Annotated in this window: 24 protein-coding genes; 19 read left to right on the top strand and 5 right to left on the bottom strand. The window is 66.8% G+C overall.

All coding sequences use genetic code 11. The features are described from left to right. Positions 1-67: 67 nt before the first annotated feature. From fadD5 to ABQE44_RS10710, 17 genes are all read left to right on the top strand, one after another. On the top strand, positions 68-1,711 hold the full coding sequence (gene fadD5, locus ABQE44_RS10790) for a fatty-acid--CoA ligase FadD5 (protein WP_448391442.1): 1,644 nt from the start codon (positions 68-70) through the stop codon (positions 1,709-1,711). A gap of 213 nt (positions 1,712-1,924) precedes the next feature. Further along, complete coding sequence (locus ABQE44_RS10785; protein WP_448391440.1) at positions 1,925-2,722, top strand: MlaE family ABC transporter permease; 798 nt, start codon at positions 1,925-1,927, stop codon at positions 2,720-2,722. A gap of 1 nt (position 2,723) precedes the next feature. Next, the gene (locus ABQE44_RS10780; RefSeq protein WP_448391439.1) at positions 2,724-3,593 is read left to right on the top strand and encodes an MlaE family ABC transporter permease; all 870 of its coding nucleotides are present in this window, start codon (positions 2,724-2,726) and stop codon (positions 3,591-3,593) included. Positions 3,594-3,598: 5 nt separating this feature from the next. Beyond that, positions 3,599-4,810, top strand: coding sequence for an MCE family protein (locus ABQE44_RS10775; RefSeq protein ID WP_448429657.1), 1,212 nt, complete (start codon positions 3,599-3,601; stop codon positions 4,808-4,810). Beyond that, entirely contained in the window at positions 4,807-5,838 is a 1,032-nt protein-coding gene (locus ABQE44_RS10770) for a virulence factor Mce family protein (RefSeq protein ID WP_448429655.1), read from the top strand. The genes ABQE44_RS10775 and ABQE44_RS10770 overlap by 4 nt, the downstream gene beginning before the upstream one ends. Next, on the top strand, positions 5,835-7,409 hold the full coding sequence (locus tag ABQE44_RS10765; protein ID WP_448429653.1) for a virulence factor Mce family protein: 1,575 nt from the start codon (positions 5,835-5,837) through the stop codon (positions 7,407-7,409). The genes ABQE44_RS10770 and ABQE44_RS10765 overlap by 4 nt, the downstream gene beginning before the upstream one ends. A gap of 11 nt (positions 7,410-7,420) precedes the next feature. After that, positions 7,421-9,052 (top strand): virulence factor Mce family protein, encoded by a 1,632-nt coding sequence (locus ABQE44_RS10760; protein ID WP_448429651.1) that lies wholly within the window; start codon positions 7,421-7,423, stop codon positions 9,050-9,052. 32 nt (positions 9,053-9,084) lie between these two features. Continuing rightward, positions 9,085-10,236, top strand: a complete 1,152-nt coding sequence (locus ABQE44_RS10755; RefSeq protein ID WP_448429649.1) for a virulence factor Mce family protein — start codon at positions 9,085-9,087, stop codon at positions 10,234-10,236. 3 nt (positions 10,237-10,239) lie between these two features. Then, positions 10,240-11,802 (top strand): MCE family protein, encoded by a 1,563-nt coding sequence (locus ABQE44_RS10750; protein ID WP_448429647.1) that lies wholly within the window; start codon positions 10,240-10,242, stop codon positions 11,800-11,802. Then, positions 11,772-12,410 carry an Rv1363c family protein gene (locus tag ABQE44_RS10745; protein ID WP_448429645.1) on the top strand — a complete coding sequence of 213 codons (639 nt, stop codon included), beginning with the start codon at positions 11,772-11,774 and terminating at the stop codon, positions 12,408-12,410. The genes ABQE44_RS10750 and ABQE44_RS10745 overlap by 31 nt, the downstream gene beginning before the upstream one ends. Positions 12,411-12,421: 11 nt before the next feature. Beyond that, positions 12,422-13,396, top strand: coding sequence for an RDD family protein (locus ABQE44_RS10740; RefSeq protein ID WP_448429910.1), 975 nt, complete (start codon positions 12,422-12,424; stop codon positions 13,394-13,396). Further along, positions 13,393-13,944, top strand: coding sequence for an Rv1363c family protein (locus tag ABQE44_RS10735; RefSeq protein WP_448429643.1), 552 nt, complete (start codon positions 13,393-13,395; stop codon positions 13,942-13,944). The genes ABQE44_RS10740 and ABQE44_RS10735 overlap by 4 nt, the downstream gene beginning before the upstream one ends. Beyond that, positions 13,911-14,795, top strand: a complete 885-nt coding sequence (locus ABQE44_RS10730; RefSeq protein WP_448429641.1) for a prolipoprotein diacylglyceryl transferase — start codon at positions 13,911-13,913, stop codon at positions 14,793-14,795. Before ABQE44_RS10735 ends, ABQE44_RS10730 begins: the two co-directional genes overlap by 34 nt. A gap of 16 nt (positions 14,796-14,811) precedes the next feature. Beyond that, on the top strand, positions 14,812-15,495 hold the full coding sequence (locus ABQE44_RS10725) for a YoaK family protein (protein ID WP_448391428.1): 684 nt from the start codon (positions 14,812-14,814) through the stop codon (positions 15,493-15,495). Positions 15,496-15,557: 62 nt separating this feature from the next. Further along, positions 15,558-16,388, top strand: coding sequence for an SDR family oxidoreductase (locus ABQE44_RS10720; protein WP_448391427.1), 831 nt, complete (start codon positions 15,558-15,560; stop codon positions 16,386-16,388). A gap of 2 nt (positions 16,389-16,390) precedes the next feature. Then, positions 16,391-17,161 (top strand): fructosamine kinase family protein, encoded by a 771-nt coding sequence (locus ABQE44_RS10715; RefSeq protein WP_448429639.1) that lies wholly within the window; start codon positions 16,391-16,393, stop codon positions 17,159-17,161. Positions 17,162-17,313: 152 nt separating this feature from the next. Next, on the top strand, positions 17,314-19,596 hold the full coding sequence (locus ABQE44_RS10710) for an ATPase (RefSeq protein WP_448429637.1): 2,283 nt from the start codon (positions 17,314-17,316) through the stop codon (positions 19,594-19,596). Between the two features lies 1 nt (position 19,597). On the opposite strand, the gene ABQE44_RS10705 is transcribed toward ABQE44_RS10710, so the two are convergent. Continuing rightward, the gene (locus tag ABQE44_RS10705) at positions 19,598-20,698 is read right to left on the bottom strand and encodes a phosphodiester glycosidase family protein (protein WP_448429908.1); all 1,101 of its coding nucleotides are present in this window, start codon (positions 20,696-20,698) and stop codon (positions 19,598-19,600) included. 214 nt (positions 20,699-20,912) lie between these two features. Between ABQE44_RS10705 and ABQE44_RS10700 the strand changes: the two genes are divergently transcribed. Continuing rightward, positions 20,913-21,191: a GlsB/YeaQ/YmgE family stress response membrane protein gene (locus ABQE44_RS10700; protein WP_448391424.1), complete on the top strand. Its 279-nt coding sequence runs from the start codon at positions 20,913-20,915 to the stop codon at positions 21,189-21,191. Here the strand turns inward: ABQE44_RS10700 and ABQE44_RS10695 are convergent, their stop codons facing one another. From ABQE44_RS10695 to ABQE44_RS10685, 3 genes are read right to left on the bottom strand one after another with little or no spacing between them, the layout of a single operon-like run. Continuing rightward, on the bottom strand, positions 21,192-22,487 hold the full coding sequence (locus tag ABQE44_RS10695; RefSeq protein WP_448429635.1) for a PQQ-dependent sugar dehydrogenase: 1,296 nt from the start codon (positions 22,485-22,487) through the stop codon (positions 21,192-21,194). Then, positions 22,465-23,181 (bottom strand): pirin family protein, encoded by a 717-nt coding sequence (locus ABQE44_RS10690; protein WP_448429633.1) that lies wholly within the window; start codon positions 23,179-23,181, stop codon positions 22,465-22,467. Before ABQE44_RS10690 ends, ABQE44_RS10695 begins: the two co-directional genes overlap by 23 nt. Before the next feature lie 13 nt (positions 23,182-23,194). Further along, the gene (locus ABQE44_RS10685; RefSeq protein ID WP_448429630.1) at positions 23,195-24,319 is read right to left on the bottom strand and encodes an NDMA-dependent alcohol dehydrogenase; all 1,125 of its coding nucleotides are present in this window, start codon (positions 24,317-24,319) and stop codon (positions 23,195-23,197) included. 163 nt (positions 24,320-24,482) lie between these two features. Here ABQE44_RS10685 and ABQE44_RS10680 point away from each other — a divergent pair, with 163 nt between their 5' ends. Then, positions 24,483-25,385 carry an endonuclease domain-containing protein gene (locus ABQE44_RS10680; RefSeq protein WP_448429628.1) on the top strand — a complete coding sequence of 301 codons (903 nt, stop codon included), beginning with the start codon at positions 24,483-24,485 and terminating at the stop codon, positions 25,383-25,385. 68 nt (positions 25,386-25,453) lie between these two features. Here the strand turns inward: ABQE44_RS10680 and ABQE44_RS10675 are convergent, their stop codons facing one another. Continuing rightward, entirely contained in the window at positions 25,454-26,467 is a 1,014-nt protein-coding gene (locus ABQE44_RS10675) for a sigma-70 family RNA polymerase sigma factor (protein ID WP_448429626.1), read from the bottom strand. Between the last annotated feature and the right edge of the window lie 3 nt (positions 26,468-26,470).

Here is a 26,470-nt window from a genome sequence, read left to right as displayed (position 1 = left end):
AATGTTTGATCAAATATCAACGCTGCGCAACCCAGAGATGGAGCAGATGCTGTTGACCTCGTCCCCGATGCCGGACCAGACGGAGCAGCCGTACCTGGCGCGCAGGCAGAACTGGACCAATCAGCTCGCCCGCCACGCACTGATGCAGCCCGACGGCGTCGCGCTGCGCTTCCTCGGTCGCACCACCACCTGGCGTGAACTCGACGAGCGCGTCACCAACCTCGCGGGCGCGCTGAGCCGGCGCGGGGTGGGCTTCGGTGACCGGGTGCTGATCCTCATGCTCAACCGCGCCGAGTTCATCGAGTCGTTCCTCGCGGTCAACAAGCTCGGCGCGATCGCCGTCCCGGTCAACTTCCGGATGACCCCGCCCGAGATCGCGTATCTGGTCAGCGACTGTCAGGCCAACGTGGTCATCACCGAGGAGGTGCTCGCCAACGTCGCGACCGCGGTCCGTGACCTGGACGCGACGCTGACCACCGTGATCGTCGCCGGCGGTGCGACCGACCAGAACGTGCTCGGCTACGACGACCTGATCGCCGAGGGCGGTAGAGCCGCAGAGACCCCCGAAGTTCCAGATATCCCCAACGACTCGCCCGCGCTGATCATGTACACCTCGGGCACCACCGGCCGTCCGAAGGGCGCGGTGCTCACCCACACCAACATCGCCGGGCAGGCGCTGACGTTTCTGTTCACCAACGGCGCCGACATCAACAACGACGTCGGATTCATCGGCGTCCCGCTGTTCCACATCGCCGGTATCGGCAACATGATCCCCGGGCTGCTGCTGGGACGGCCGACGGTCGTCTATCCGCTGGGCGCATTCGATCCCGGCGCGCTGCTCGACGTGCTCGAGGCCGAGCGGGTGACGGGGATCTTCCTGGTACCCGCACAGTGGCAGGCGGTGTGTGCCGAACAGCAAGCCCGGCCCCGCCAACTGCAGTTGCGTGTGCTGTCGTGGGGTGCGGCGCCGGCCTCGGACACGTTGCTGCGCACCATGTCCGAGACCTTCCCCGGCTCGCAGATCCTCGCGGCGTTCGGCCAGACCGAGATGTCGCCGGTGACATGCATGTTGTTGGGCGACGACGCGGTCCGCAAGCTCGGCTCAGTCGGCAAGGTGATCCCGACCGTCGCCGCGCGCGTCGTCGACGACGAGATGAACGACGTGCCGATCGGCGAGGTGGGTGAGATCGTCTACCGGGCGCCGACTCTGATGGCCGGCTACTGGAACAACCCGAAAGCCACCGCCGAGGCGTTCGCCGGCGGGTGGTTCCACTCCGGCGACCTGGTTCGCCAGGACGAGGAAGGCTACATCTGGGTCGTCGACCGCAAGAAGGACATGATCATCTCCGGCGGCGAGAACATCTACTGCGCGGAGGTCGAGAACGCGCTCGCCGGCCACCCGGCTATCGCCGAGGTGGCGGTGATCGGCCGCGCGGACGAGAAGTGGGGCGAGGTGCCCGTCGCGGTAGTGGCGCTCGGCCCCGACGCCGGCACCGATCTTGACCTGCGTGATCTCGATCGGTTCCTATCGGAACGGCTGGCCCGGTACAAGCACCCGAAGGCTCTCGAGGTGGTCGACGCGCTGCCGCGAAACCCGGCGGGGAAGGTGCTCAAAACCGAGTTGCGGACCCGCTTCGCGGCAGCCGGACCCACCGATGCCGGCGAAAGCCGTACTCCGCCAACAGTTTCTGCCGGGGCGCAAGAAGGCTAAAGAAATGAACAGAGGGTGGGCGACGCCGACGACGCGAATACTGCAGATGCCGTGCACGGCGCGGATGCGATCGGGTACAGTCCGGTGGTCTGCCTTACTACTGGCGAGTAAGGAGACGAAGGTCACAGGCACCAGGCTCGGGCAAGGAGGGCGCGTGCGACAGGCGCAGCTGTTGCGCCACGACAGTCGCGACTACGTCGTGGGAGGACACTGGTGACGGCCACAACCGGCATGACCGGTTATGTGCGTGAGCAGGTCAGGCCGGGTCTTGAGGCCGTTGGCGGCTTTGTCCGGATGTGCGTGCTCACCGGAAAGGCGCTGTTCAAGCCGCCGTTCCAGTGGCGCGAGTTCATTCTGCAGAGCTGGTTCCTCTGCCGGGTGGCGTTCCTGCCGACGCTGGCGGTCTCCATCCCGCTGACCGTGCTCCTGATCTTCACGCTGAACATCCTGCTCGCCGAATTCGGCGCCGCCGACGTCTCCGGAGCCGGTGCGGCGATCGGCGCCGTTACCCAGTTGGGTCCGCTGGTTACCGTGCTCGTGGTTGCCGGGGCCGGTTCGACGGCCATCTGCGCCGACCTCGGCGCCCGCACCATCCGCGAGGAGATCGACGCGCTGGAGGTGCTCGGCATCGACCCGATCCACCGCCTGGTCGTTCCCCGTGTGGTGGCCTCGACGTTCGTGGCGGTGTTGCTCAACGGTGCGGTCATCACCGTCGGGTTGGTCGGCGGCTTCATCTTCGGGGTGTACCTGCAGAACGTCTCGGCGGGCGCGTACGTCTCGACGTTGACGCTGATCACCGGGCTGCCCGAGGTGGTCATCTCGATCATCAAGGCAGGCACCTTCGGCCTGATCGCCGGCCTGGTCGGCTGCTACCGCGGCCTGACGGTCGCGGGCGGCGCCAAGGGCGTCGGCACCGCGGTCAACGAGACCCTGGTGCTCTGCGTCATCGCCCTGTTCGCAGTCAACGTGGTGCTGACCACGATCGGTGTCCGCTTCGGAACGGGGAACTGACGTGTCCACGACAACTGTCCTGCGTTCCCGGTTTCCGCGGGGGTACACCCGCACCCAGAACGTGGTCTCCGCGCCGGCCCGGTTTCTCGACAGTGTCGGGCACGTCGCCTGGTTCATCGTCACGGCGATCGGCTCGATCGGGCACGCGCTGCGCTACTACCGCAGGGAGACCCTGCGGCTGATCGCCGAGATCGGGATGGGCACCGGCGCGATGGCCGTCATCGGCGGCACCGTGGCCATCGTCGGCTTTGTGACGTTGTCCGGTTCGTCGCTGGTCGCGATCCAGGGCTTCGCCTCCCTCGGCAACATTGGCGTCGAAGCGTTCACCGGCTTCTTCGCGGCGCTGATCAACGTCCGCATCGCCGCGCCCGTCGTCGCGGGTCAGGCGCTGGCGGCCACCGTCGGCGCCGGCGCCACCGCCGAACTCGGTGCCATGCGCATCGCCGAGGAGATCGACGCGCTGGAGGTGATGGGCATCAAGTCCATCTCGTACCTGGTGTCGACGCGGATCATGGCCGGCTTCATCGTGATCATCCCGCTGTACGCGATGGCGATCATCATGAGCTTCCTGTCCGCGCAGGTGACCACGACGTTCTTCTACGGGCAGTCGATCGGCACCTACGAGCACTACTTCCGCACATTCCTGCGGCCCGACGATGTGTTCTGGTCGTTCATCCAGGCGGTGATCATCTCCGTCATCGTGATGATCAACCACTGCTACTACGGATACTTCGCCAGCGGCGGTCCGGTGGGCGTCGGCGAGGCCGTCGGCCGATCGATGCGGGCATCGCTGGTCGCGATCGTTGTTGTGGTCCTGTTGGCCTCGTTGGCGCTCTACGGCGTCGACCCGAACTTCAACTTGACGGTGTAGCCGCGATGACCGCACCTTTGAACGCACCCCGGACCCCGCCGTACAAGCTGGCGGGGCTGGTACTGGTGGTGTTGTCCATCGTCGCCCTGGTCCTGGTGTACCTCCAGTTCCGCGGTGACTTCCTGCCCCGCACACAGCTGACCGTGATCTCCGCGCGTGCGGGCCTGTCGATGGATCCCGGCGCCAAGGTCACCTACAACGGGGTGGAGATCGGCCGGGTCACCGGGGTCGACGCGGTCACCGTCGGCGACGAACCGCAGGCGAAGATCACCCTCGACGTCGACCCCAAGTACCTCGACCTGATACCGAAGAACGTCGACGCCAGCATCGACGCCACCACCGTTTTCGGCAACAAGTACATCAACTTCTCGGCGCCGGAGAACCCCACCGCGCAACGGATCACGTCAGCGGACGTGATCGACGTGACGTCGGTGACCACCGAGTTCAACACGCTGTTCGAGACCGTGGTCGAGATCTCACAGCAAGTCGACCCGATCAAGCTGAACCAGACGCTGGCGGCGACCGCGGAGGCACTCGACGGGCTCGGTGACCGGTTCGGGCAGTCGATCATCCACGGCAACGAGATCCTGGCCGACATCAACCCGAGGATGCCGGAGATCGCCGAGGACAACCGGTTGCTCGCCGACCTCGGCGAGGTGTACTCGGAGGCGGCGCCCGACTTGTTCGACGGTCTGGAGAACGCGGTCACCACCGCCCAGACACTCAATGAGCAGCAGGGCAACATCGACCAGGCGTTGATGGCCGCGATCGGCTTCGGCAACACCGGCGGCGACGTCTTCGAGCGCGGCGGTCCGTACCTGGTGCGTGGCGCCGAGGATCTCATCGTGGTCTCGGAGATCCTCGATGAGTACAGCCCGGCGCTCTACTGCATGGTCCGCAACTACCACGATGCGGAACCCAAGGTGGCCGCGTCGCTGGGCGGTAACGGTTACTCCCTGCGGACGCTGTCGGAGTTGATGGGCGCCGCGAACCCGTACGTGTATCCGGACAACCTGCCGCGGGTGAACGCCAGCGGCGGTCCGGAAGGGCGTCCGGGCTGCTGGCAGCCGGTCACCCGTGACCTGTGGCCCGCGCCGTATCTGGTGATGGACACCGGCGCCTCGATTGCGCCGTACAACCACTTCGAATTGGGCCAGCCGATCCTGATCGAGTACGTCTGGGGACGCCAGATTGGGGAGAACACGATCAACCCATGAGAATCACAGGTACCGCCGTCAAACTCGGCGTCTTCTCGCTGGTGCTACTGCTGTTCACCGCGATGATCATCGTGGTGTTCGGGCAGATGCGCTTCGACCGCACCACCGGGTATACGGCGATCTTCTCCAACGCCAGCGGGCTGCGCGAAGGCCAGTTCGTGCGTGCATCGGGTGTGGAAGTCGGCAAGGTCGAAAGCGTAAAGCTGATCAACGGCGGCTCCCAGGTGGAGATCGGCTTCAACGTCGACCGCTCGCTGCCGCTGTTCGAGGGCACCACCGCGTCGATCCGCTACCTGAACCTGATCGGCGACCGCTTCATGGAGCTCAAGCGCGGCGACAGTGATCAACGGTTGCCCAGCGGCGGCACGATTCCCCTCGAGCGCACCGAACCCGCACTCGACCTGGACGCGCTGATCGGCGGGTTCCGCCCGGTGTTCCGGGCCCTGGACCCCGACAAGGTCAACAACATCGCCCAGTCGATCATCACCGTCTTCCAGGGCCAGGGCGGCACCATCAACGACATCCTCGACCAGACCGCGTCGCTGACGTCGGCGCTGGCCGACCGCGACCAGGCGATCGGCGAGGTGATCCGCAACCTCAACACGGTGCTGGACACCACGGTGCGCCATCAGCAACAGTTCGACGAGACCGTGCAGGATTTCGAGACGCTGATCACGGGGCTGAAGAACCGGGCCGATCCGATCGCCACGTCCGTCGCGGGTATCAGCGATGCGGCAGGCACGGTCGCCGATCTGCTCGCCGACAACCGCCCGCTGCTGCAGGGCACGATCGGCCACCTCGAAAACGTTCAGCAGCCGCTGGTCGATCAGCGCGACGGCCTCAACGATCTGCTGGTCAGGCTGCCCACCGCGTTCAAGATCATCGGTCGCGCGGGCGGCATCTACGGTGACTTCTTCAACTTCTACGCCTGCGACATCTCGATTCGGATGAACGGGCTACAACCCGGCGGACCGGTGCGGACCGTCAAACTCTTCAGCCAACCGTCGGGTAGGTGCACGCCGCAATGAGAAGCCTGGAGGGATCGAACCGGGTCCGGAACGGGATGATGGGGATCATCATCCTGGCCCTGATCATCGGTGTGGGACAAAGCTTCGCCAGCGTGCCGATGCTGTTCGCGACGCCGACCTACTACGCCTACTTCTCCGACACCGGCGGTCTGACCAACGGTGACAAGGTCCGCATCGCCGGCGTCGACGTCGGCCGGGTGCGCAGCATGGATATCGAGGGCGACAAGGTCAAGATCGGATACTCGCTGGGCGGTACGCAGATCGGCACCGACAGCCGCGCGGCGATCCGCACCGACACCATCCTGGGTCGGCGCAACATCGAGATCGAGCCGCGCGGGTCTGATCCATTGCGAGCCAACGGCGCCCTGCCGCTCGGCCAGACCACCACGCCGTACCAGATCTACGACGCGTTCTTCGACGTGACCAAGGCGGCCTCGGAGTGGGACACCGAAACCGTCAAGCGATCGCTGAACGTGTTGTCGGAGACCATCGATCAGACCTACCCGCACCTGAGCGCGGCGCTCGACGGGGTGGCCAGGTTCTCCGAGACCATCGGCAAACGCGACGACGACGTCAAGAAGCTGTTGGCCAACGCCAACAAAATCGCCGGGGTGCTCGGCAACCGCAGCGAGCAGGTCAACCAGTTGCTGGTCAACGCCCAGACCCTGCTCGGTGCGATCAACGAGCGCAGTTACGCCGTCGGCGCCCTGCTGGAGCGCGTCAGCGCGTTCTCCGACCAGCTCAAGGGCTTCATCGACGACAACCCGAACCTCAACCGCGTCCTCGAACAGCTCCGCGTGGTCAGCGACGTGTTGCGGGAACGCCAGTACGACCTGATGGACACGCTCACCACGATCGCCAGCTTCGTGGCGTCGCTGGGTGAGGCCGTGGCCTCCGGTCCGTACTTCAAGGTGATGCTGGTGAACCTGTTGCCGGGCCAGATCCTGCAGCCGTTCATCGACGCCGCGTTCAAGAAGCGAGGTATCGATCCGCAGAAGTTCTGGGGCGACGCGGGCCTGCCCGCGTGGCGGTTCCCCGATCCGAACGCGCAGGGCTTCGACAACGGTGCCCCACCGCCAGGGCCCGCCGTGCTGGAGGGCACCCCCGAGCATCCGGGTCCCGGTGTGCTCAAGGGCCATCCGTGCTCGTACACGCCTGGGCCCGGCGGCCTGCCCCGGCCGGACAACCCGCTGCCGTGTGCGGACCTGACGACCGGTCCGTTCGGCGGCCCGGCCTACGGTCCGATCGACGTGGTCACGTCCGAGCCGAACGCGCACGGCCCGCAGCCGTCCCCGGGTGTGCCCGCCGCGGCCATCCCGGGCCAGATGCCGCCGCCGGTGCCGGGTGCGCACGGCCAGTTGGCTCCCGGACCGCCCGGGGCCCGCACCGTGCCGGTCGGGCAGGACCCTTCGCAGCCCCCATTACCCGCGGACTTCACGCCGGGTATCGCTCCGTTGCCGCCGGCGCTGCCCGCACCGCCGGTGCCGGGACCGGGGCAGCAGTTGGCGCCGGCCGGGCAGCGGCCGCTACCGGGCAATCCACCGTTCCTTCCGCCGGGCTCACAGGGATAGGGGGCTAAGCGATGTCAACTATCTTCAACGTCAGAAACCTGCGGCTACCCCAGGTTTCTCGTGCCGCGGTGATCATCGGTGTGCTGGTCTTGGTGCTCGCGGTGGTGGCGGCCATCGTGGGGTACAACCTGTACCGCAAGCTGACCACCAACACCGTCGTCGCCTACTTCACCGACACGCTGGCGCTGTACCCCGGTGACAAGGTGCAGATCATGGGCGTCAAGGTCGGTTCGATCGACGCGATCGAACCGGCGGGCGACAAGATGAAGGTCACCTTCCACTACGACAACAAGTTCAAGGTGCCCGCCAACGCGACCGCCTCGATCTTGAACCCGAGCCTGGTCGCGTCGCGCACCATCCAGCTCGCCCCGCCCTACACCGGCGGGCCGGTGATGGAGGACAACACCGTCATCCCGCTGGAGCGCACCCAGGTGCCGGTCGAGTACGACGAACTGCGTAACTCGATCAACCGGATCCTGACCGACCTCGGTCCGACACCCGAACAACCGTCCGGTCCGTTCGGCGAGATCATCGAGTCGGCCGCCGACGGTTTCGCGGGCAAGGGCGAGCAGCTCAACAGGACGCTCAACGGGTTGTCCGAAGCGCTGTTCGCGCTCAACGAAGGCCGCACCGACTTCTTCGGCGTGGTCAAGAGTCTGGCGATGTTCGTCAACGCGCTGCACCAGAGCGATCAGCAGTTCGTCGCGCTGAACAACGATCTGGCCGAGTTCACCAACGCGTTCACCAACACCGACCGCGAAGTGTCCAACGCGCTGCGCGATCTCAACGAACTGCTGACCACCACCCGCCAGTTCCTCGACGAGAACGCCGAGGTGCTGACGCACGACATCAACAACCTGTCGTCGGCCACCACGGCGATCCTGCAGCCCGAACCGCGCGACGGGTTGGAGACCGCGCTGCACGTGTTCCCGACCCTGGGCGCCAACCTGATGAACATCATCTCGCCGGTGACCGGCGGCGTGATGGGTATCCCGGTGATCAACAACTTCGCCAACCCGCTGCAGTTCGTGTGCAGTTCGATCCAGGCGGCCAGCCGGCTGGGTTATCAGGAATCGGCCGAGTTGTGCGCGCAGTACTTGGCGCCGATCCTCGACGCGATCAAGTTCAACTTCCCGCCGTTCGGGCTCAACCAGTTCTCCTCGGCGTTGACGCTGCCCAAGCAGGTCGCGTACTCCGAGCCGAGGCTGCAGCCGCCGGCGGGCTACAAGGACACCACGGTGCCGGGCATCTGGTCGCGTGACACGTTGTTCTCGCACGGCAACCACGAGCCGGGCTGGGTGGCCGCGCCGGGTATGCAGGGCGTCGACGTGCAGCCGTTCACCGCCAACATGATGACGCCGGAATGCCTGGCCGAGCTGATGGGCGGACCGGACTGCGTCATCCCGCCCGCGCCGCCGACCCCCGGTGGACCGCATCAGGCCGGACCGCCGAACGCCTACTCCGAGAACACCCCGCTGCCGCCGCCGTGGTATCCGCAGCCAGGGCCGCCGCCGGCACCGGCTCCGGGAGTGATCCCGGGCGATCCGGGCGGCTCCCCGCTGGCCGGACCCGCGCCGGCACCCAGCGGACCCGCGCCGGCAGCGCCGGCGGGACCCGCACTACCGGCAGAGGCAGGTCGGTGATGATCGCTCGCGCGAAGAACAGAGGTTCGGCAATGAGCGCTCGCAGGGTGAGCACGCTCGTACGCCGCGCGGTGGCGCTGGGTGCGATCGCGCTCGTGGTGAGCTCCTGCGGGTCGTGGAAGGGCATCGCGAACGTTCCGCTGCCCGGCGGTCCCGGCACGGCCGGGAACGCGTGGACGGTGTACGTGCAGATGCCGGACACGTTGGCGCTCAACGTCAACAGCCGGGTGCGCGTCGCCGACGTGTACGTGGGCCGGGTACGTGCGATCGAGCTGAACAACTGGGTCGCGACGCTGACGCTGGACCTGGAGCCCAGCGTGGAGTTGCCGAAGAACGCGCTGGCCAAGATCGGCCAGACCAGCCTGCTGGGCTCGCAGCATGTGGAGCTGGAGCCGCCGCCGGATCCGTCGTCGGAACCGCTGCGCGACGGCGACACGATCCCGCTGCAGAACGCGTCGGCCTATCCCACCACCGAACGGGTGCTGGCCAGCATCGCCACCATCCTGCGCGGCGGCGGGGTGCAGAACCTCGAGGTCATCCAGACCGAGATCAACAACGTGCTGACCGGCCGGGCCGACCAGATCCGAGAGTTCCTCAACAAGCTGGACACCTTCACCGACGAGCTCAACCAGCAGCGCCAGGACATCACGCGCGCCATCGACTCGACCGACCGGTTGTTGGCGATCGTGGCTCAGCGCAACAACACCCTGGACCGGGTGCTGACCGAGTTCCCGCCGCTGATCAAGCACTTCGCCGAGACCCGCGACCTGTTCGCCGACGCAGTCGAGGCGGTCGGACGGATCAGCGTGGCCGCCGACGAGTCGTTGGGCCCGGCCAGCGACGACCTCAACACCAACCTGGCCAACCTGCAGCGGCCGCTGAGGGAGCTGGGTAAGGCGTCGCCGTACCTGCTGGGGGCGCTCAAGCTGATGCTCACCGCACCGTTCTCGATCGAAAACGTGCCGAAGGTGGTGCGCGGTGACTACCTCAACGTGTCGCTGATGGTCGACCTGACGCTGTCGGCTCTGGACAACGGCGTGTTGACCGGTACCGGGGTGTCGGGCATGCTGCGCGCGCTCGAGCAGTCGTGGGGTCGCGACCCGGCGACGATGATCCCGGACGTGCGGTTCACCCCGAACCCGCACAACGCACCGGGTGGGCCGCTGGTGGAAAGGCATGAGTGAGCTGTGCTGACCAGATTCATCAAGATCCAGTTGGTGTTGTTCACCATCCTGACCGTCATCGCCCTGGTGGTGCTGGGCTGGTACTACCTGCGGCTGCCTGCACTGGTCGGGATCGGCCAGTACACGCTGCACGCCGAGTTGCCGCGCTCAGGCGGGTTGTACGCCACCGCCAACGTCACCTACCGCGGCACCCAGATCGGCAAGGTGACCGAGGTGGAACCGACCGAGACCGGTGCGCGCGCCACGATGAGCATCGACGACCGCTACAAGATCCCGGCCGATGCGACGGCCAACGTGCATTCGGTGTCGGCGATCGGTGAGCAGTACCTGGACCTGGTGTCCACGGGTGACCCGGGCCAGTACCTGCAGCCGGGCGCGACGATCACCGAGAGCACGGTGCCCAGCGAGGTCGGTCCGGCACTGGACGCGGCCAACGAGGGTCTGGCCGTGCTGCCGAAGGAGAAGATCGACGCCCTGCTCACCGAGACGTCGAAGGCGGTCGGCGGGTTAGGTCCCGCGTTGCAGCGCCTGGTCGATTCGACGTCCAGCCTGGCGGCCGGTTTCCAGGAGCACCTGCCCCAGGTCGACGACATCATCGTCAACGCGCGCCCGATCCTGGACAGCCAGGTGACCTCGGGCGACAACATCGAGCAGTGGTCGCGCAACCTGAATGTGATCGCGGCGCAGGCCGCTCAGGAGGATGCGGCGCTGCGCAGCGGTCTGCAGCAGGCGCCGCCGACGTTGGATCAGGTCAGCGCGGTGTTCGGCGGTGTGCAGGAATCGTTGCCGCAGACCTTGGCGAACCTGTCGGTGGTCATCGACATGCTCAAGCGCTACAACAAGGGCCTGGAACAGACGCTGGTGATCTGGCCCCAGGGCGGTGCGGCGACCCAGGCGGGCACGTTGTTCGAGGATCTGGGCCAGCTGCCGCTGGCGCTGTCGATCAACCAGCCGCCGCCGTGTCTGACCGGCTTTTTGCCCGCGTCGGAATGGCGTTCGCCCGCCGACACCAGCATGGCGCCGCTGCCCAAGGGCACCTATTGCAAGATCCCGAAGGACTACCAGGGCAACGTCGTTCGTGGTGCGCGTAACTATCCATGCGTCGACGTGCCGGGCAAGCGCGCGGCGACGCCGATGGAATGCCGCAGCGACGAACCCTACGTCCCGTTGGGCACCAACCCGTGGTACGGCGACCCGAACCAGGTGTTGTCCTGCCCGGCTCCCGGCGCGCGCTGCGATCAGGGCGTCAACCCCGGTTTCGTCGTTCCCGCGCCATCGGTCAACAGCGGCGTCAACCCGATGCCGGCCAGCGAACTGCCTCCGGCGTTGTCGACGGCGCCGGTCAGCGATCCGCTGAGCCCACCCGGACAGGGCACCGTCAGCTGCAGTGGACAGCAACCCAACCCCTGCATCTACACTCCGGCACCAGGGCCACCCGGCTCCACGGCGGTGTACAGCCCGACCAGCGGCCAGGTGGTCGGACCCGATGGCGTCAGGTACAACGTCAGCAACTCGAGTAACCCAGGAGACGACGGATGGAAGGAGATGCTGGCACCGGCCAGCTGAACCCCACCGATGCTGATGCTGTGCCGGAGGATGCGCATCCCGAGCCCGACGAGTCGTTAGCACTATCCACAGAAGAACAGATCGAAAGTTCACCCGACCAACGCCGCGCACCGCGGCTGGGTCGCGGCTGGGCGGTAGGCATCTGCGCGACGCTGGTGCTGCTTGCAGCCGCCGGCGGGGTCGGTGGCTATCTGGCGCTGAAGGCCAACCAGCAAAGCGAGGCGACCGCACGTGCGGAGGCGGCCGCCCTGCAGGCCGCGAAGGACTGCGTGGCGGCGACGCACGCACCCGATACCGCGGCGATGAGCGCGGCGCAGGCCAAGATCATCGAATGTTCGACGGGTGACTTCGCCGTGCAGGCCTCGCTGTACAGCGGGGTGTTGGTCGACGCCTACCAAGCGGCCGACGTTCAGGTGCAGGTGTCCGATATGCGCGCGGCGGTCGAAAAGCACAACGCCGACGGCTCCTTCGACGTCCTGGTCGCGGTGCGGGTCCAGGTGACCAACTCCGACACCGAAGACCAGGAGCAGGGCTACCGGCTGCGCGTCCAGATGGCGCCCGACGAGGGCACCTACAAAGTCGCCCGGCTGGACCAGGTCACCTCGTGACGCCACCGACCATGACGCTCGACATCGCTACCGACATCCCGGCCACCGACGAGGTGGTGCCGCCGCCGCTGGCGTCCTGGCCCGCGCGGGCCGGCGCCTTCGCCATGGACGTGCTGGTCGGACTCGGCGTGCTCACGACGCTGGCGTTGGTGGCGTGGACGGCGCCGCTGCGGGGCTGGCTGTGGTGGGTGTTCACGGTGACGGCGGCGGTCGTGGTGCTGGCGATGGCCGTGAACCGGCTGGTGTTGCCCGCGGTCAAGGGTTTCAGCCTGGGGCGCGCACTGTTCGGCATCGCCGTGGCGAACCGGACCGGATCGCCGGTCGGGGTGTGGCGGCTGCTGGTGCGCGACCTGGCGCACCTGCTGGACACCGCGGCATTGTTCATCGGCTGGTTGTGGCCGCTGTGGGACAGGCGCCGTCGCACGTTCGCCGATCTGCTGTTGCGCACCGAGGTGCACCGAGTCGAATCCGGGCCCCGCGACGTGCGCCGGCTCACTGCGGTGGTGTTGATCGCGGCGGCGCTGTTGTCGGCGGCGGCGGTCGCGTTGAGCGCTCTGGTGGTGTACCGCCACGACCGCGCGATCGAAACCGCGCGCGTGCAGATCGCCGAGCAGGGGCCACGCATCGTCGAGCAGATGCTGACCTACAAGAAGGACACCCTGCAGCAGGACTTCGCCCACGCCCAGTCGCTGACCACCGAGTCCTACCGCGAGCAGCTGATCGCCCAGCAGCAGGCGGTCCAGGACGCTGGGGTGACGTCCAACGAGTACTGGGCGGTGAGCAGCGCGGTGCTGCCAAATCCGCCCGTCACGCCCGACAGCGCGTCGATGCTGCTGGCGATGCAGGGCCAGCGCGGTGACGACCCGAACAACCTGAAGTTCATCACCGCGACCGTGCGGGTGAACTTCGAGAAGACCGACGGGCAGTGGCGCGTCGCCGATCTGACGGTGCTCAAGAGACCGATGATGAACCCGGAGGGCCAATGAGCCCGCGCCGTCGTATCGACGCCTCCGAACCCGACTTCTTCGAGGTGACGCCGAAGGCGCCGCGCCGCTGGGGACTGCCGGTGATCGCCACGGTGGCGTCGCTGCTGATGGTCGCCGCGATCACGCTCGGCACGCTGATGCTGATCAACCATGAGGCGGACCGCCGGACGGCGGTCAAGGATGCGATGGCGCTGGGCTATGTGCGTGAGTTCATGACCGACTACACCTCGCTGGATCCTTTCCACGCCAACGCATATGTGGACCGAATCCTCGCCGAGGGCACCGGTGAATTCGCGTCGATGTTCAACGAGAAGAAGAACGCGATTCTGGTCCAGGTGGCGCGCCAGGAACCGACCACCGGCACCGTGGTGGAGGCCGGGGTGCAGCGCTGGAACGACGACGGCAGCGCCGACGTGCTCGTCGCGACGACGGTCACCTCCAAGTCCCCGGACGGCGAGCAGACCTATGAGAGCGGAAGTCGTTGGATCGCAACGACTGTCCAGGAGGGAGAGCAGTGGAAGATCAGCCAGCTGATTCAGGTGATCTGACCGCCGCCGAGGATGCCAAGGACGCCGAGCCGTCGGCGCCCGCCGGCCGCCGCCGCTGGCTCTCCCTGCGTCGTCGTACAAAAACCGCTGGGGCCGAGGACGTTACCGAGCAGGATCAGAGCGTCGAGCCGGAGGAGCCCAAGCCGATGCCGCGCGGTAAGGCGGCCCGCACCAGCAAGTCGGAAATCACGGAGCCGGAGGTTTCCGAAACCGAGGTCTCCGAGCCAGAGGCGCCCGAGCCGGAGGCGACCGAGTCGGACGCCGCCGAGGAGGACGTCGTCGCCGACGAAACGCCCCAGGAGCCTGAGGAGCAACCGGTACTCGTTGCGCACCGGCCCGCGGGTAGGCGGTTGGCGATCGCCGCGATCGTCGCCGCGGTGCTGTTCGTCGGCGCCGCCGGCTTCGCCGCCGCGATGGTGCAGCCGTACCTCTCCGAACGGGCGACCGTGCAGATCAAACTCGACGTGGCGCGCACCGCCGCCGACGCGATTACCACGCTGTGGACCTACACGCCCGAAGACATGGAGAGCCTTCCGGACCGGTCCGCGACGTACCTCGGCGGCGACTTCGAATACGAATACCGCAAGTACATCGACGCGATCGTCGCACCCAACAAGCAGGCGCAGGTCTCCAACACCACCGAGGTGATGGGCGCGGCAGTGGAATCGCTGACGCCCACCGAGGCGACCGCGGTCGTCTACACCAACTCGGTTGCCACCAGCCCTATCACCAAGAACATCCCGTCGCTGCGCTACCTCTCGTATCGGTTGACGATGGAGCGTGAAGACGCGGAATGGTTGATCACCCGCATGTCCACGGTGACGTCACTGGACCTCACGCCACAGCTGTAGCACCGAAACCACCTTCGTGGCCGTTCAATCGCCTGTCTCGCAGCGGCTGACCTACGTCGCGCTTTTTCTGCTCACGTTCGCGACCGGGCTGGTCGACGCGGTCAGCGTGCTGGTGCTGGGACATGTCTTCGTCGCCAACATGACGGGCAACGTCATCTTCCTCGGCTTCTGGTTCGTGCCGGACTCCGGTGTGGACATGACCGCCGCGCTGGTCGCGTTTGTCGCCTTCGTGGCGGGCGCGGTCATCGGCGGCCGGTTCGCCCGACACCTCGACGCCGAGGTTCGCCGCTGGCTGGGCATCACCCTCGGCGTGGAAGTGGTGACGCTGATGGTGCTTGCGATCCTGGCCGGCGCGGGTGTGCTCGACTACGAGAACGACACCAAGCTCATCCTGATCGCCGGACTGGCCGTCGTGTTCGGCATCCAGAACGTGACCGCGCGCCAGTTCGGCGTGCAGGAGCTGTCCACCACCGTGCTGACATCGACCATCTCCGGGCTGGGCTTCGACAGCCGGTTGGCCGGCGGCACCGGCGAACGGGAAAAGCTGCGTTACGGCGTGGTTTTCACGATGTGCGGGGGCGCGGTAGTGGGTGCGACGCTGACCCGGGTCACGGTCGCTCCCGTCATCGCGCTGGCCGCGGCGTTCATCGCGGCCGGCGCCGCGATCTTCTGGTTCGGCCCCCGGCATTCGGCGGGGTAGTCCGCGGGCTGACCCACGCCGTAGTGTGACAACTGCTGCTGCCAGCCGCCTGAGGAGAAGACATGCCTTCCGTACTGGTCACCGGCGCCTCCCGAGGAATCGGCAGGGCGATCACCGAACACCTGGCCGCGCGCGGCTGGGACGTAATCGCGGGCGTCCGAAGCCAAACCGACGCGGACGCGGTGACCGCGGTCAACCCGCAGCGCATATCGGCAGTCATCCTCGACGTCACCGACGCTGAGCACATCGACGCATTGGCGACCTCGCTGCCGGCCCGCCTCGACGCGGTGGTGAACAACGCCGGCATCGTCGTCGCGGGCGCGGTGGAGACCATACCGATTGCCGACTGGCGAAAACAGTTGGAAGTCAATGTTATCGGACAGGTCGCGGTGACCCAGGAGGTGCTGCCGAGGCTGCGGGAGTCGCGGGGCCGGATTGTGTTCATCTCCAGCGTCAACGGCCGCATGTCGATGCCGCTGATGGGCGCGTACTCGGCGAGCAAGTTCGCGCTGGAGGCCGCCGCCGACGCGCTACGCGTCGAGTTGACCCCGTGGGACATCCCCGTGGTCGTGGTCGAACCCGCGCAGACCGACACCGACATGTGGCGCACCGCCGACATCATGGTGTCCGAGACCGAGGCGAACCTCACCGCCGAACACCGTGACCTCTATGCGAAACACATTGCGGGCATGAAGAAGATCATCCCGATCGCGCAGCGGACCGCAGCGCCTTCGGCAAAGGTGACCGCCGTCGTCGAGCAGGCGCTCACCGCACGCCGGCCGCGCCCCCGGTACGTGGTCGGTCTCGGCCCGAAAATCCAGGTGGGCTTGATGGGGCGACTGCCGACCGGGTTCCGCGACCGCGTGCAGCGGCGGATGTTCGGTCTGCCGTAGGCATGCCGGAGTTCGTCAAACACCGCGCCGGGGCGCCGCCGGACTTCTTTGCGTGCGAAGCCGCAGGGCTGCAATGGCTTTCGTCGGCACCCGGCGGCGTGCGGTGCGCGCAGGTGCTCGGCCACACCGACGACAGCCTCACGCTGGAACACCTGCAGACCACCGCACCGTCCGCGGCTGCCGCGTATGAGTTCGGCCGCCGTCTGATCAGCACCCACGACGCCGGTGCGGACGGGTTCGGCGCAGCCCCGCACGGTTGGGCAGGACCGGGATACTTCGGACCGCTGCACCATCCGCTACCGATGTCGTTCAGCACCCATGACGTCTGGGGACGGTTCTATGCCAGGGAGCGGCTGGGCCCGATGGCGTCTCGCGCCGGTGCGGGCCTCGACGCGGCTACGCACCAAACCGTCGACGCCGTGATCGCACGGTGTGAGGCCGGTGATTTCGAGGACGGCGATGCGCCGGCACGGTTGCACGGCGATCTGTGGAGCGGCAACGTGATGTGGACCCCAGACGGTGTGGTGCTCATCGATCCGGCCGCCCACGGCGGGCATCGGGAGGCCGATGTAGCGACGCTCGAGTTGTTCGGCTGTCCGTTCTTCGACGCGGTGATCGACGGCTACCAGTCGCGGCATCCGCTGCGCGACGGCTGGCGCGACCGGCTTGGACTGCACCAGCTCTTTGCGTTGCTGGCTCACGTCGTGATTTTCGGTAGCGGTTACGCACGACAAGTGGCTCGTGCTGCCGACAGCGCACTGTCGCTGTGCTGACAGCGCGTTATTGACCAATTTGCTGTTTCAAGACCCTATACCGGTAACCGGCGCTAATCACCACAGCAAGCATTGACCTTCTTTAGCCAGAAGCTTTCGGCGCATGCTACGGTCTGGTCAACACGGAGCTGGGGGCCGAGAGGACAGGTCAATTGGCTGGCAGACATCGCACGCGCCGTAAGAACGCCAAGAAGTTCGCTAGGAAGGCCTCCGCCTTCAGTGCTGCAACCGCGACGGCGACGGCGCTGATCACCGTGGCTCCGCCGCCCGAGGTCAACGCCGCGACAGCGAACGTCCGCCACGTCGACGCCGAGCTCCTCGCGGCCGTCAACCAGTGGCCCGCACCCGGTCGGATCCCCGATGTGACAGCGGGGCTCGGCACCTTCGGTTACGACATCACCCAAACCGTCGTCGATTTCGTCGCCCGCGCGGTGGTCGAGAACTTCAACCTGGCCGCGCTGGCCAGGGCAGCGGGCCAGGATCCGGAGAGCCTCATCGAGGGCCTGCTCGGTGACCCCAACTTCCTGGTGAACAACGTTCTGGGTGGTGTGCTCGGTGAGATCCCCATCGACCTGACGCCCGTGCTCGAGGAGTTGGTCGGGGGGCTCGTCACCGACACGGTCCTTGTTCCGGTCCTGCAACTCCTGGGGATCACCGATGCGCAGGGCGTCACCGACCTGCTGAGGCTGCTGGGTCTGGTCGGCCTGGACCTCAGCGATCCGCTCAACCTCGGCAACCTCGACATACCCGGCCTGAACGTCGTCACCGCGGGCCCGGTATTCACGATGCTGAAGCTGCTCGGTGCCGATCTCGGCTGGGTGCCGGCGCTGCCGAACTCGGTCGCCGGCGACATCAACGGCACCGACTACCTCGAAGTCGGGGCGGTCGGATTGCTCACCACATTGCTCGACGAGCTCACCGAAACGTTGCCGGGCAATCCGTTGATCCCGCTGTTGAGCAACGTCATCGAGGGCCTGCTGGGCGACGTCCTGCCCGACGCCGTGCACCTGCGCGCCCCGGTGTCTGTGGGCATCGGGATGGGCGCGTTCGCCATCGCCACGGGCTTCGATGATGTGCTCGCCGACCTGGCCAACCAGCCCGGCGGAGCCAACTACGACGGACTCGACCCGCTACTGGGCAGCATCACCGTGCTGCCGATGTTGCTTCTGCTCAACCCCGCCCGCCCCAACGGCGGGGCGTTGGCGCGGTTCTACCCGCTGTTCGGTTTATTGGGCATCGACACGATCAACCCGGAGACCGAGGTGACCAGCAGCGGTGGGTTGGCGCAGTTGCCCTTCGGGCTGTCCCTCGGCGGCGCGAACATCATCCCGGTGTTGATCGACGTCGGCGTGCAGTATCACCCGTTGTCGGACCTGGCCGCCTGGCCGAACCCCTTCTCGCTCGCCAACAACCTGCTGGCCGGGCTGCTGCCGACGTACATGCTTCGGGGGCTGACGCTGGACACCGTGACCGACCAGCTCACCGGGCAGGTCGACGATGCGTTGGAGAACCTCGTCGACGGGAAGCTGGCGCTGAACCTCTACGCCACACTGCCGTCGGCCACGCAGCCGCTGCTCGAACCGTTGTATCTGCTCTCCGACATCATCAGCATCGCCACGTTCGGGGCGTTGGCGGTCAACCCGGTTGGCATGTTCGCCAACGCGCTCGCGCCGGCGGTTCAGGCACTCAACAACCTGGGCTACACCGACGTGGCCCGCAACCCGGACGGCAGCTACACCAGAACGTTGACCGAGGGCGGTGTCCCGACACCGTTCCTGTCGTTCCCATCGGGGATCAACCCGCTGCAGGTCCCGTTCGACATCGTCAACCTGCTGGTCCGCGGATTCCAGAAGGAATTCCTCAGCGGCAATCCCACACCGGCCACCCCGAACGCGATCCTCAACCTGATTGACTACCTCACCGGTGGAGACCTGTTGGGGTCCTTGCCGTTCGGCAATCTGGGCGGCCAGCTCGAAGACCTCGTCGGTGACATCGTCGGAAACCTGAACCTGCCCGCGCTGCCGCGACAGGAGAGCGCCCAGGCCGCCGACGCGCCCGCCTCGGCGTCCGAAGGCGCCCGGATGCTGACGTCGTCGACCACCGAGGTGGACGAGTCCCTGTCCGACGAAACCGATTCCGAGGATGCGGATTTCGAAAATGCGGATTTCGAGCCGACCGGAAAGGCATCCGAGGAAGAAGCCGACGAAGAGCTGACGGAGGAAGACGCCGAAGACGAAGAAGTCGACGAGGAGCTTGACGACGACTTGGAGTATGACGAGGAGGAGCCCGACGACGCGGACGCTGACGACGAACCCTCCGACGCGGACGAGTCCGACGACCAAGAGTCGACGACGACCGACACCGGCACGGAATCGACTGACAGCTCAACAGATTCGGACGGATCCGACGGCGGATCGTCGGATGCTGCCGCTTGAGCTAGTTGAACGCCAGCCAGCTCGGCAACGCGCGCTCACGGGAGTCGCACAGCACCTGTCGGGTGTCACACGACCCGCGCGGGACGCCGGTACCCGCCCACATGCCGCCAGTGTCGCGGCGTAACACGATCGACGACGACCCGCCGCCGTCGAGCAGGATCGCGCTGTCGCCGCCCAGACCGCGGAACAGATCCTGGATCTGGTCCGGTGTGTAGCTGCCGCCCTGGAAGACGTACATCTCGTCCTTAGCCTTGGCGTAGGCGATGGCCGTGCGGGCGGCGCTGGGTCCACCGTCGTTGAGCTGGCTGGTATCTGTAGGCGACAGCAGGCCGATGCCCGCGACCGCCACGAACCGGACACCCTTTTCGACCAGGTCCTCGATCACCGGCGATGCGGCGTCGTAGTCGTCGGGGCTTTTCGGGGACACCACGAACGGCGGCCCCGCAACGGGCAGGATCATCGTGGACAGCGCCTTCCAGTGCTCACTGCCGCCCGACAGACCCTGCTTACCCGCATACGCGATCCGGCCGGTGACCACAGTGTTGGTCCGGCCCAGGCCGCGGGTGTTGTCGACGTAGGCGCCGAGCGGGGAACTGCAGCCCGTGGACTTCCACGACCCCCCTCGCTGCCCGCGCACGTCGAAGAAGTTGGCGTTGATCGCGATCGTGGGTTGGCCGAGTGCCTGCCATGCCTGCAGCGGCGTGAAGATCTCCGACGCCTGCACCAGCCCTTCGCCGGTGCGCGCCCGCGGATCGCGCTCACACCGCGCCTGATAGCCGCGGTGGGTGTCGGCGAGCAGGCGGGGCGCCAGACGTCCCGACGCGGCCTTGATGATCATCAGGTGGCCGCCGTTGTTCATCTCGTAGGCGTGGCCGGCAGCGTTGACCATCGGTGCCGGGTGGCCGCTTCCGAAGTTGTAGACCAGGTAGGACCCCCGGGTGTTGGCGATGGCGCTGGCCAGCAGTTCGCGCGCGCTGGCGCCGTGTGCGGTGGGCACACCGGCCGTCGTCGCCAAGGCAACGCACAGCAACAGCGCCGCAGCGGTGGCCGCGAATCGCCGAACGTTTGCCAATGGAGTCGACACAGTTGACCCTTCCGGGATTGCCCTACAACATGACAACTGTAATCACATGCGAAACACAGTCAACTTGCGTCACATTCGCATCACAATCTGATCGCGTTATCGCCCATTGCGTTTCGAAACTGCGCTTCCAGGAGTTCGATAGATCTTGTCGGACCCGAATGAGGTTAGGAAGGTTCTGTGCCGGGCATTGTCCTATGACGGCGCACCCGCGCCGCAACCGAAGGAGTCAGATATGTGGACGATCATCGTTGCTCTCATCGTCGGCGCCATTCTGGGCGCGTTGGCGCGACTCATCTTGCCGGGTAAGCAAAATGTCGGCGTGCTGATCACCGTCCTGCTGGGCGCGGTCGGCGCACTGCTCGGCTCGTGGATCTCCAACGCGGCGTTCGGCACGGGAGACAAGATGTTCTCGCCGATTCCGTTTGTCATCGGCTTGGTCGTGGCGATCATCCTGATCGCGATCTACGTGGCGATCACCGGACGCCGGGGTGCGGGCACACCGCGCACCTGATCAACGTCCAGGTGGTGCCAGGCGATAGACGGCATCCGCATAGTCATCGGTGATGTACACCGCGCCGTCCGGTCCCGCTACGGCGGCGACCGGACGGCCCCATCGTGAGCCGTCGGCTGCCTGAAGCCCGCCGACCAGCGTCTGCTTGTTCCCCAAACCGCCGTCGCGCCAGGGGAAAAACGCCACCTCCGGGGGCTGTGGCGGTTCTCGGTTCCATGAGCCGTGCACGCCGATCAGCGCGCCGCTGTCATACGGTGCGGGCAGAACGCCGTCGCTGAAGCTCATTCCCAGCGGCGCCGCGTGCGCGCCCAGGCTCTGCTCGACCGGCGGCAGGGCCGCGCAGTCGAGTTTGCTTCCGTCGGCGTTGGTTTGCGCATCGCGGATGAACGGCAGGTCGGCGGGACCCCCGTCGGAATTGCAGTACGGCCAACCCAGCTCGCGCCTTTCGGTCAGCCTGGCGACCTGCTCGGGCGGATGGTCATTGACGTAGGCGGGGTCCACTTCACCGGTCGCAGGGTCGGCGACGTTGTCGCGACCGTTGACCGCCGTCCACAGTGATCCGTCCGGCGCGACGGCCAGACCGGTCCCGTTGCGTACGCCCGTCGCGAAGGTCTCGACGGGTCCACCGCCGGGAGCGACCCGCATGATCGTCGCGCGCGGCGGGTCGGCCTCGCGGTCTTCGGCCGAGATGTTGCCAGTCGACCCGATGGAGAAGTACACGTTGCCGTCGGCGCCCACGGCAACGCTCTTGAGCGCGTGCGCATACGTACCGCGCAGGTCGGGGCTTTCCGCGTCGGGCAGGTCCGCGGCGATGGTGCGCCGGTTGGTCGCGGACCCCTCCGCGTAGTCGTAGGCGTCGATCTGGTCGCTTTCGGCGACATAGAGCGTGTCACCGTCGAACGCCAGCCCGTGCGGCTGGTCGAGCCCGTCGAGCAGCACCGTCTGGTCCGGTCGAGACTCGGTGGAACGCAGGTGCAGCACCTGCCCGGAGCTCGGAACCGACACCAGCAGCGCGCCGTCGGGTGCCCACGCCGCCAGCCTGGCCCGCGGAACCCGGGCCCACACCGACAGCGTCCATCCGTCGGGGACCAGCGCCTGGCGCGGCTCGTCGAACGGCCGCTGTGCTGTTTCGGCGTCGACCTCGACGTCGACAGGTACCAGCTCGGCCGCGGGTGGCGCGGACGGCTCCGGGGTGCTCGGTTGCGTCGGCGGTGCCGGGCTCGTCGAGCATGCGGCCAACACCGCCACGCCACCGAGCCAGGCGCCGATTCGATTAGGCCACACCCAAACCCGCATGCATCTCCCAGACGAGGATCTCGGCCGGTTCGGCCGCGGTGACGCGTTGGCCGCCGGACCCGGTGAACCGCACGGCGTCGCCTTCCTGCAGCGCGCCCGCTCCTTCGAGCGTGACCTCACCGCGGGCGACGAACAGGTGAAGGTACGGCGCGTCGGGCATCTCGACGCTGTGGCCGGCCTGCATCCGGGCACCGTGCAGGGCGGCGCGGTTGTTGTGGATGCTCACCGCGGCGCCGTCGTGCATAGCCGAGGCGATCGGGGTGAGTTCGCCGGACAACGCAACCTCCTGCTGCTGGTAGCTGGGATCGATGCCGGAGCGGTCGGGTGTCACCCACATCTGAATGAAATGCACGGGCTGCGTGGATGATCCATTCATCTCCGAGTGCTGCACACCGGTGCCCGCCGACATCCGCTGCGCCAACCCCGGGCGGATGACACCCGAGTTGCCCATCGAATCCTCATGTGCCAGAAGGCCGTCCAACACCCAGGTGACGATCTCCATGTCACGGTGCGCGTGGCTGTCGAAGCCGCCGCCCGGTGCGACGACATCGTCGTTGTTCACCAGCAGCACACCGTGGTGCGTGTTGGCCGGATCATAGAAGTCGCCGAACGAGAACGAGTGCCGCGACGTCAACCAGTGCGTGGTGGTGAGCCCACGGTCGTGCGCGCGGCGGATCTCGACGCTGGCGGTCATCCCACCAGACTAGCTACCAATCCGAGTCGTCGAATGTGATGACGCCGCGGATATTGCGGCCCTCGAGCATGTCCGCATAGCCCTGGTTGATGTCCTCGAGGCGGTAGGTCCGGGTGATCATGTCGTCGATATTCAGCAGACCCGCCTTGTAGAGCCCGACCAGCTTCGGCGTCTCGATGTGGCTGCTGCCGCCACCGAAGATGTTGCCCTTCAACGTCTTCTGCAACATCGTGAACAAAAACAGGTTGAGCTTGACATCGACGTCCATCATCGAGCCCATGCCCGTCACGACGCAGGTGCCGGTCTTGGTGGTCAGCGTCAGCGCCTCTTCGATGTAGGAGCCCTTCATATCCCCGACGGCGATGATGGTCTTGTCGGCCATGACGCCGTGGGTGAGGTCGATCAGCGGGGCGATCGCCTCGGCCATCGACGGGTAGACGTGGGTGGCGCCGAACTTGATGGCCTGATCGCGCTTCCACTCGTTGGGGTCGATCGCCACCACGTTGCGTGCCCCCGAGATGACCGCACCCTGCAAGGCGCTCATGCCGATGCCGCCGACGCCGACGATGACGACCGTCTCACCCGGTGCGACTTCGGCGACGTTGGTGGCCGAACCGAACCCGGTCGGCACCGCGCAACCCATGATCGCCGCGGTCTCGAACGGCACGTCCTTGTCGATTTTGACGACGGAGTCCTTGTGCACGGTCATGTACGGGGCGAACGTGCCGAGCAGGTTCATCGGGGACACCTCGGTGCCGCCGGCGTGGACCCGGCCGGTGCCGTCGGCGATGGCCTTACCGCCGAGCAGTACGGCGCCGCGGTCACACAGCGAGCGATGGCCCTTGAGGCACGGTGCGCACTCGCCGCAGGCGGGGATGAACGCGAGGATGACGTGGTCACCCTCCTCGATGCCAGCGACGTTGCGGCCGACCTTGGTCACGACACCCGCGCCCTCGTGCCCGCCGAGCGCAGGCAGGCCGATAGGGGTGGCGCCGGTGGTCAGGTGGTAGTCGGAGTGGCACATGCCCGCGGCGTGCACGCGGATCTGCACCTCGTCGTCCACGGGGTCGCCGATCTCGATCTCGTCGATCCGAAACGGCGAGTTCAGCTCCCACAGCAGAGCGCCCTTGGTCTTCATGGGGGCTGACTATAGAACAGGTTCCAGAACACGTGTCAACTAACCCGCTGGCCTGGGTTTATCCGCGCTTCCCCTAATTGTCGAGTGTCGCATTGTCCGAGGGTTGTCCACAGCCTGCGTCCGACGAGCCGACACTCGACTGCTGATGTGCGAGCGTCAACGCATGGGGGACAAAGACTGGCCGTTCCTCGGGACGGAGGCCAGAACAGCAGGTATCGCGACAGAGCGGAAATTGCGCAGCCAGCACAACATGATCTATCGGAACGTTTACCTTCCGAAGGATGTCGAGCTGACGGCTCGTACCCGCGCCGTGGCCGCCTGGCTATGGGCGCGACGTGACGCCACCGTCGCTGGTCTATCGGCGTCCGCGCTACATGGATCGAAATGGATCGATGCCGCGCTGCCCGCGGAGTTGGTCCGGTCGACCGCCGGCAGCGTAGACGGGATCATCATCCGCCGCGATCACCTCCATGACGATGAGACTTGCGTCGTCCGCGGGATACCGGCGACCAGCCCGGCCCGAACCGCCTACGACCTCGGTCGCCGTGACACGCTCACCGAGGCGGTTGTCCGGCTCGACGCCCTCGCGCACAAGACCGGTGTGAAACCCAACGACGTGCGCGGGCTGCTCGCCCGACATCGTGGTGCTCGGGGTCTCAGCCAACTGCGAAAGGCACTCGACCTCATGGACGGTGGTGCCGAATCCCCGCAGGAGACAAGGACTCGACTGCTGCTGGTCAAAGCGGGCTTTCCCCGACCGCGAACCCAGATCCTGGTGTGCGACCCGTTCGGGTATCTGATCGGACGTGTCGACATGGGGTGGCCCAATTGGAAAGTCGGGGTTGAATACGACGGCCCGCAACACTGGGCTACCGCGGCTGACCACGCCCGCACCATCGAGCGGATCGCCGACCTGGAGGCCGAGGGCTGGGTCATCATCCGCCTCAGCCGCGACATCTGGCGTTACCGGCCCGCGGTGTTCCTCGGGCGGGTGCGCGATGCGTTGCGGGCGGCGGGCTGGCCGGACCATGACCAGATCAACCTCGACGTGCGCCTGCAGCCGTGAGGGTCGCCGAGTGCTGGGTTGTCCGACGCTGAAGCGCCGTCAGCGTCGGACAACCCGACACTCGGCGCCTAGAGGGTGGCGGGGAGGCCCCACTTCTCGAACGTCGACGCGTGAAACGCGACGACGTGCGTGATGCCGTCGGTGCCGATGTCGAGCACATGCAGCTGAAGGGGCTCGTGCACACCGGTCTCCCGGTTGAGCAGGTACAGCGCGGCGGCGGGCTGGCCGTTGGCGGTGGTGCGGATGAACCGCATATCCCCGGGGCCGTCGGCGGGGCAGTGCGTCTTGGACAGCAGCACGATCTCCCGCGGGCCCTGATACCAGCCGTCGAACGGCGGCATCTCCCACACCGCGTCGGCGGTGAACAACTCGACCAGCTTGTCGATGTCGTAGCTCTCGAACGCCGCGATGTAGCGGCTCAACAGGTCCTGAACCTCCGGCGACTCCGGGGCCACCAGCACGTCGTCTTCGCTGGGGCCGACGGCATCGAGTTGCGCACGGGCCCGCTGCAGCAGGCTGTTGACCGCGGCGGTCGAGGCGCCGATCGCGTCGGCCACCTCCGCGGCCCGCCACTGCAGAACCTCACGCAACACCAGCACCGCGCGTTGCCGCGGCGAGAGGTGTTGCAGCGCCGCGACGAACGCCAACCGCACCGACTCGCGCGAGCCGACGATGTTCGACGGGTCGGAGGCGTCGTCGGGGAACGGTTCCAGCCACGGCACCTCTTCGCGCGCGACGATGTCGTCGACCGGGTCCGAACTGGGCGCGCCCAGCCCGGTGGGCAACGGCCGGCGGGACCGGCCTTCCAGCGCGGTCAGACACGTGTTGGTGGCGATGCGGTACAGCCAGGTGCGTACCGACGATTTGCCCTGGAAACCCTTGTAGGACTTCCACGCACGCAGATAGGTCTCCTGCACCAGATCCTCGGCGTCGTGCACGGATCCGGTCATTCGATAGCAATGTGCGAGCAGCTCGCGGCGGTACTGCTGGGCATCGGCGAGAAAGGCGTCCTCGGCGCTGCTGCCCTCTAGGTCGTGGGCCAGAACGGTCACCCAGCCGAGCTTAATCGCCGACTCCGACATGTG

The organism is Mycolicibacterium sp. XJ2546 (assembly GCF_053483195.1).
Note: the sequence above shows the minus strand (reverse complement) of the source record. Positions and strands in the feature narration are given on the sequence as shown.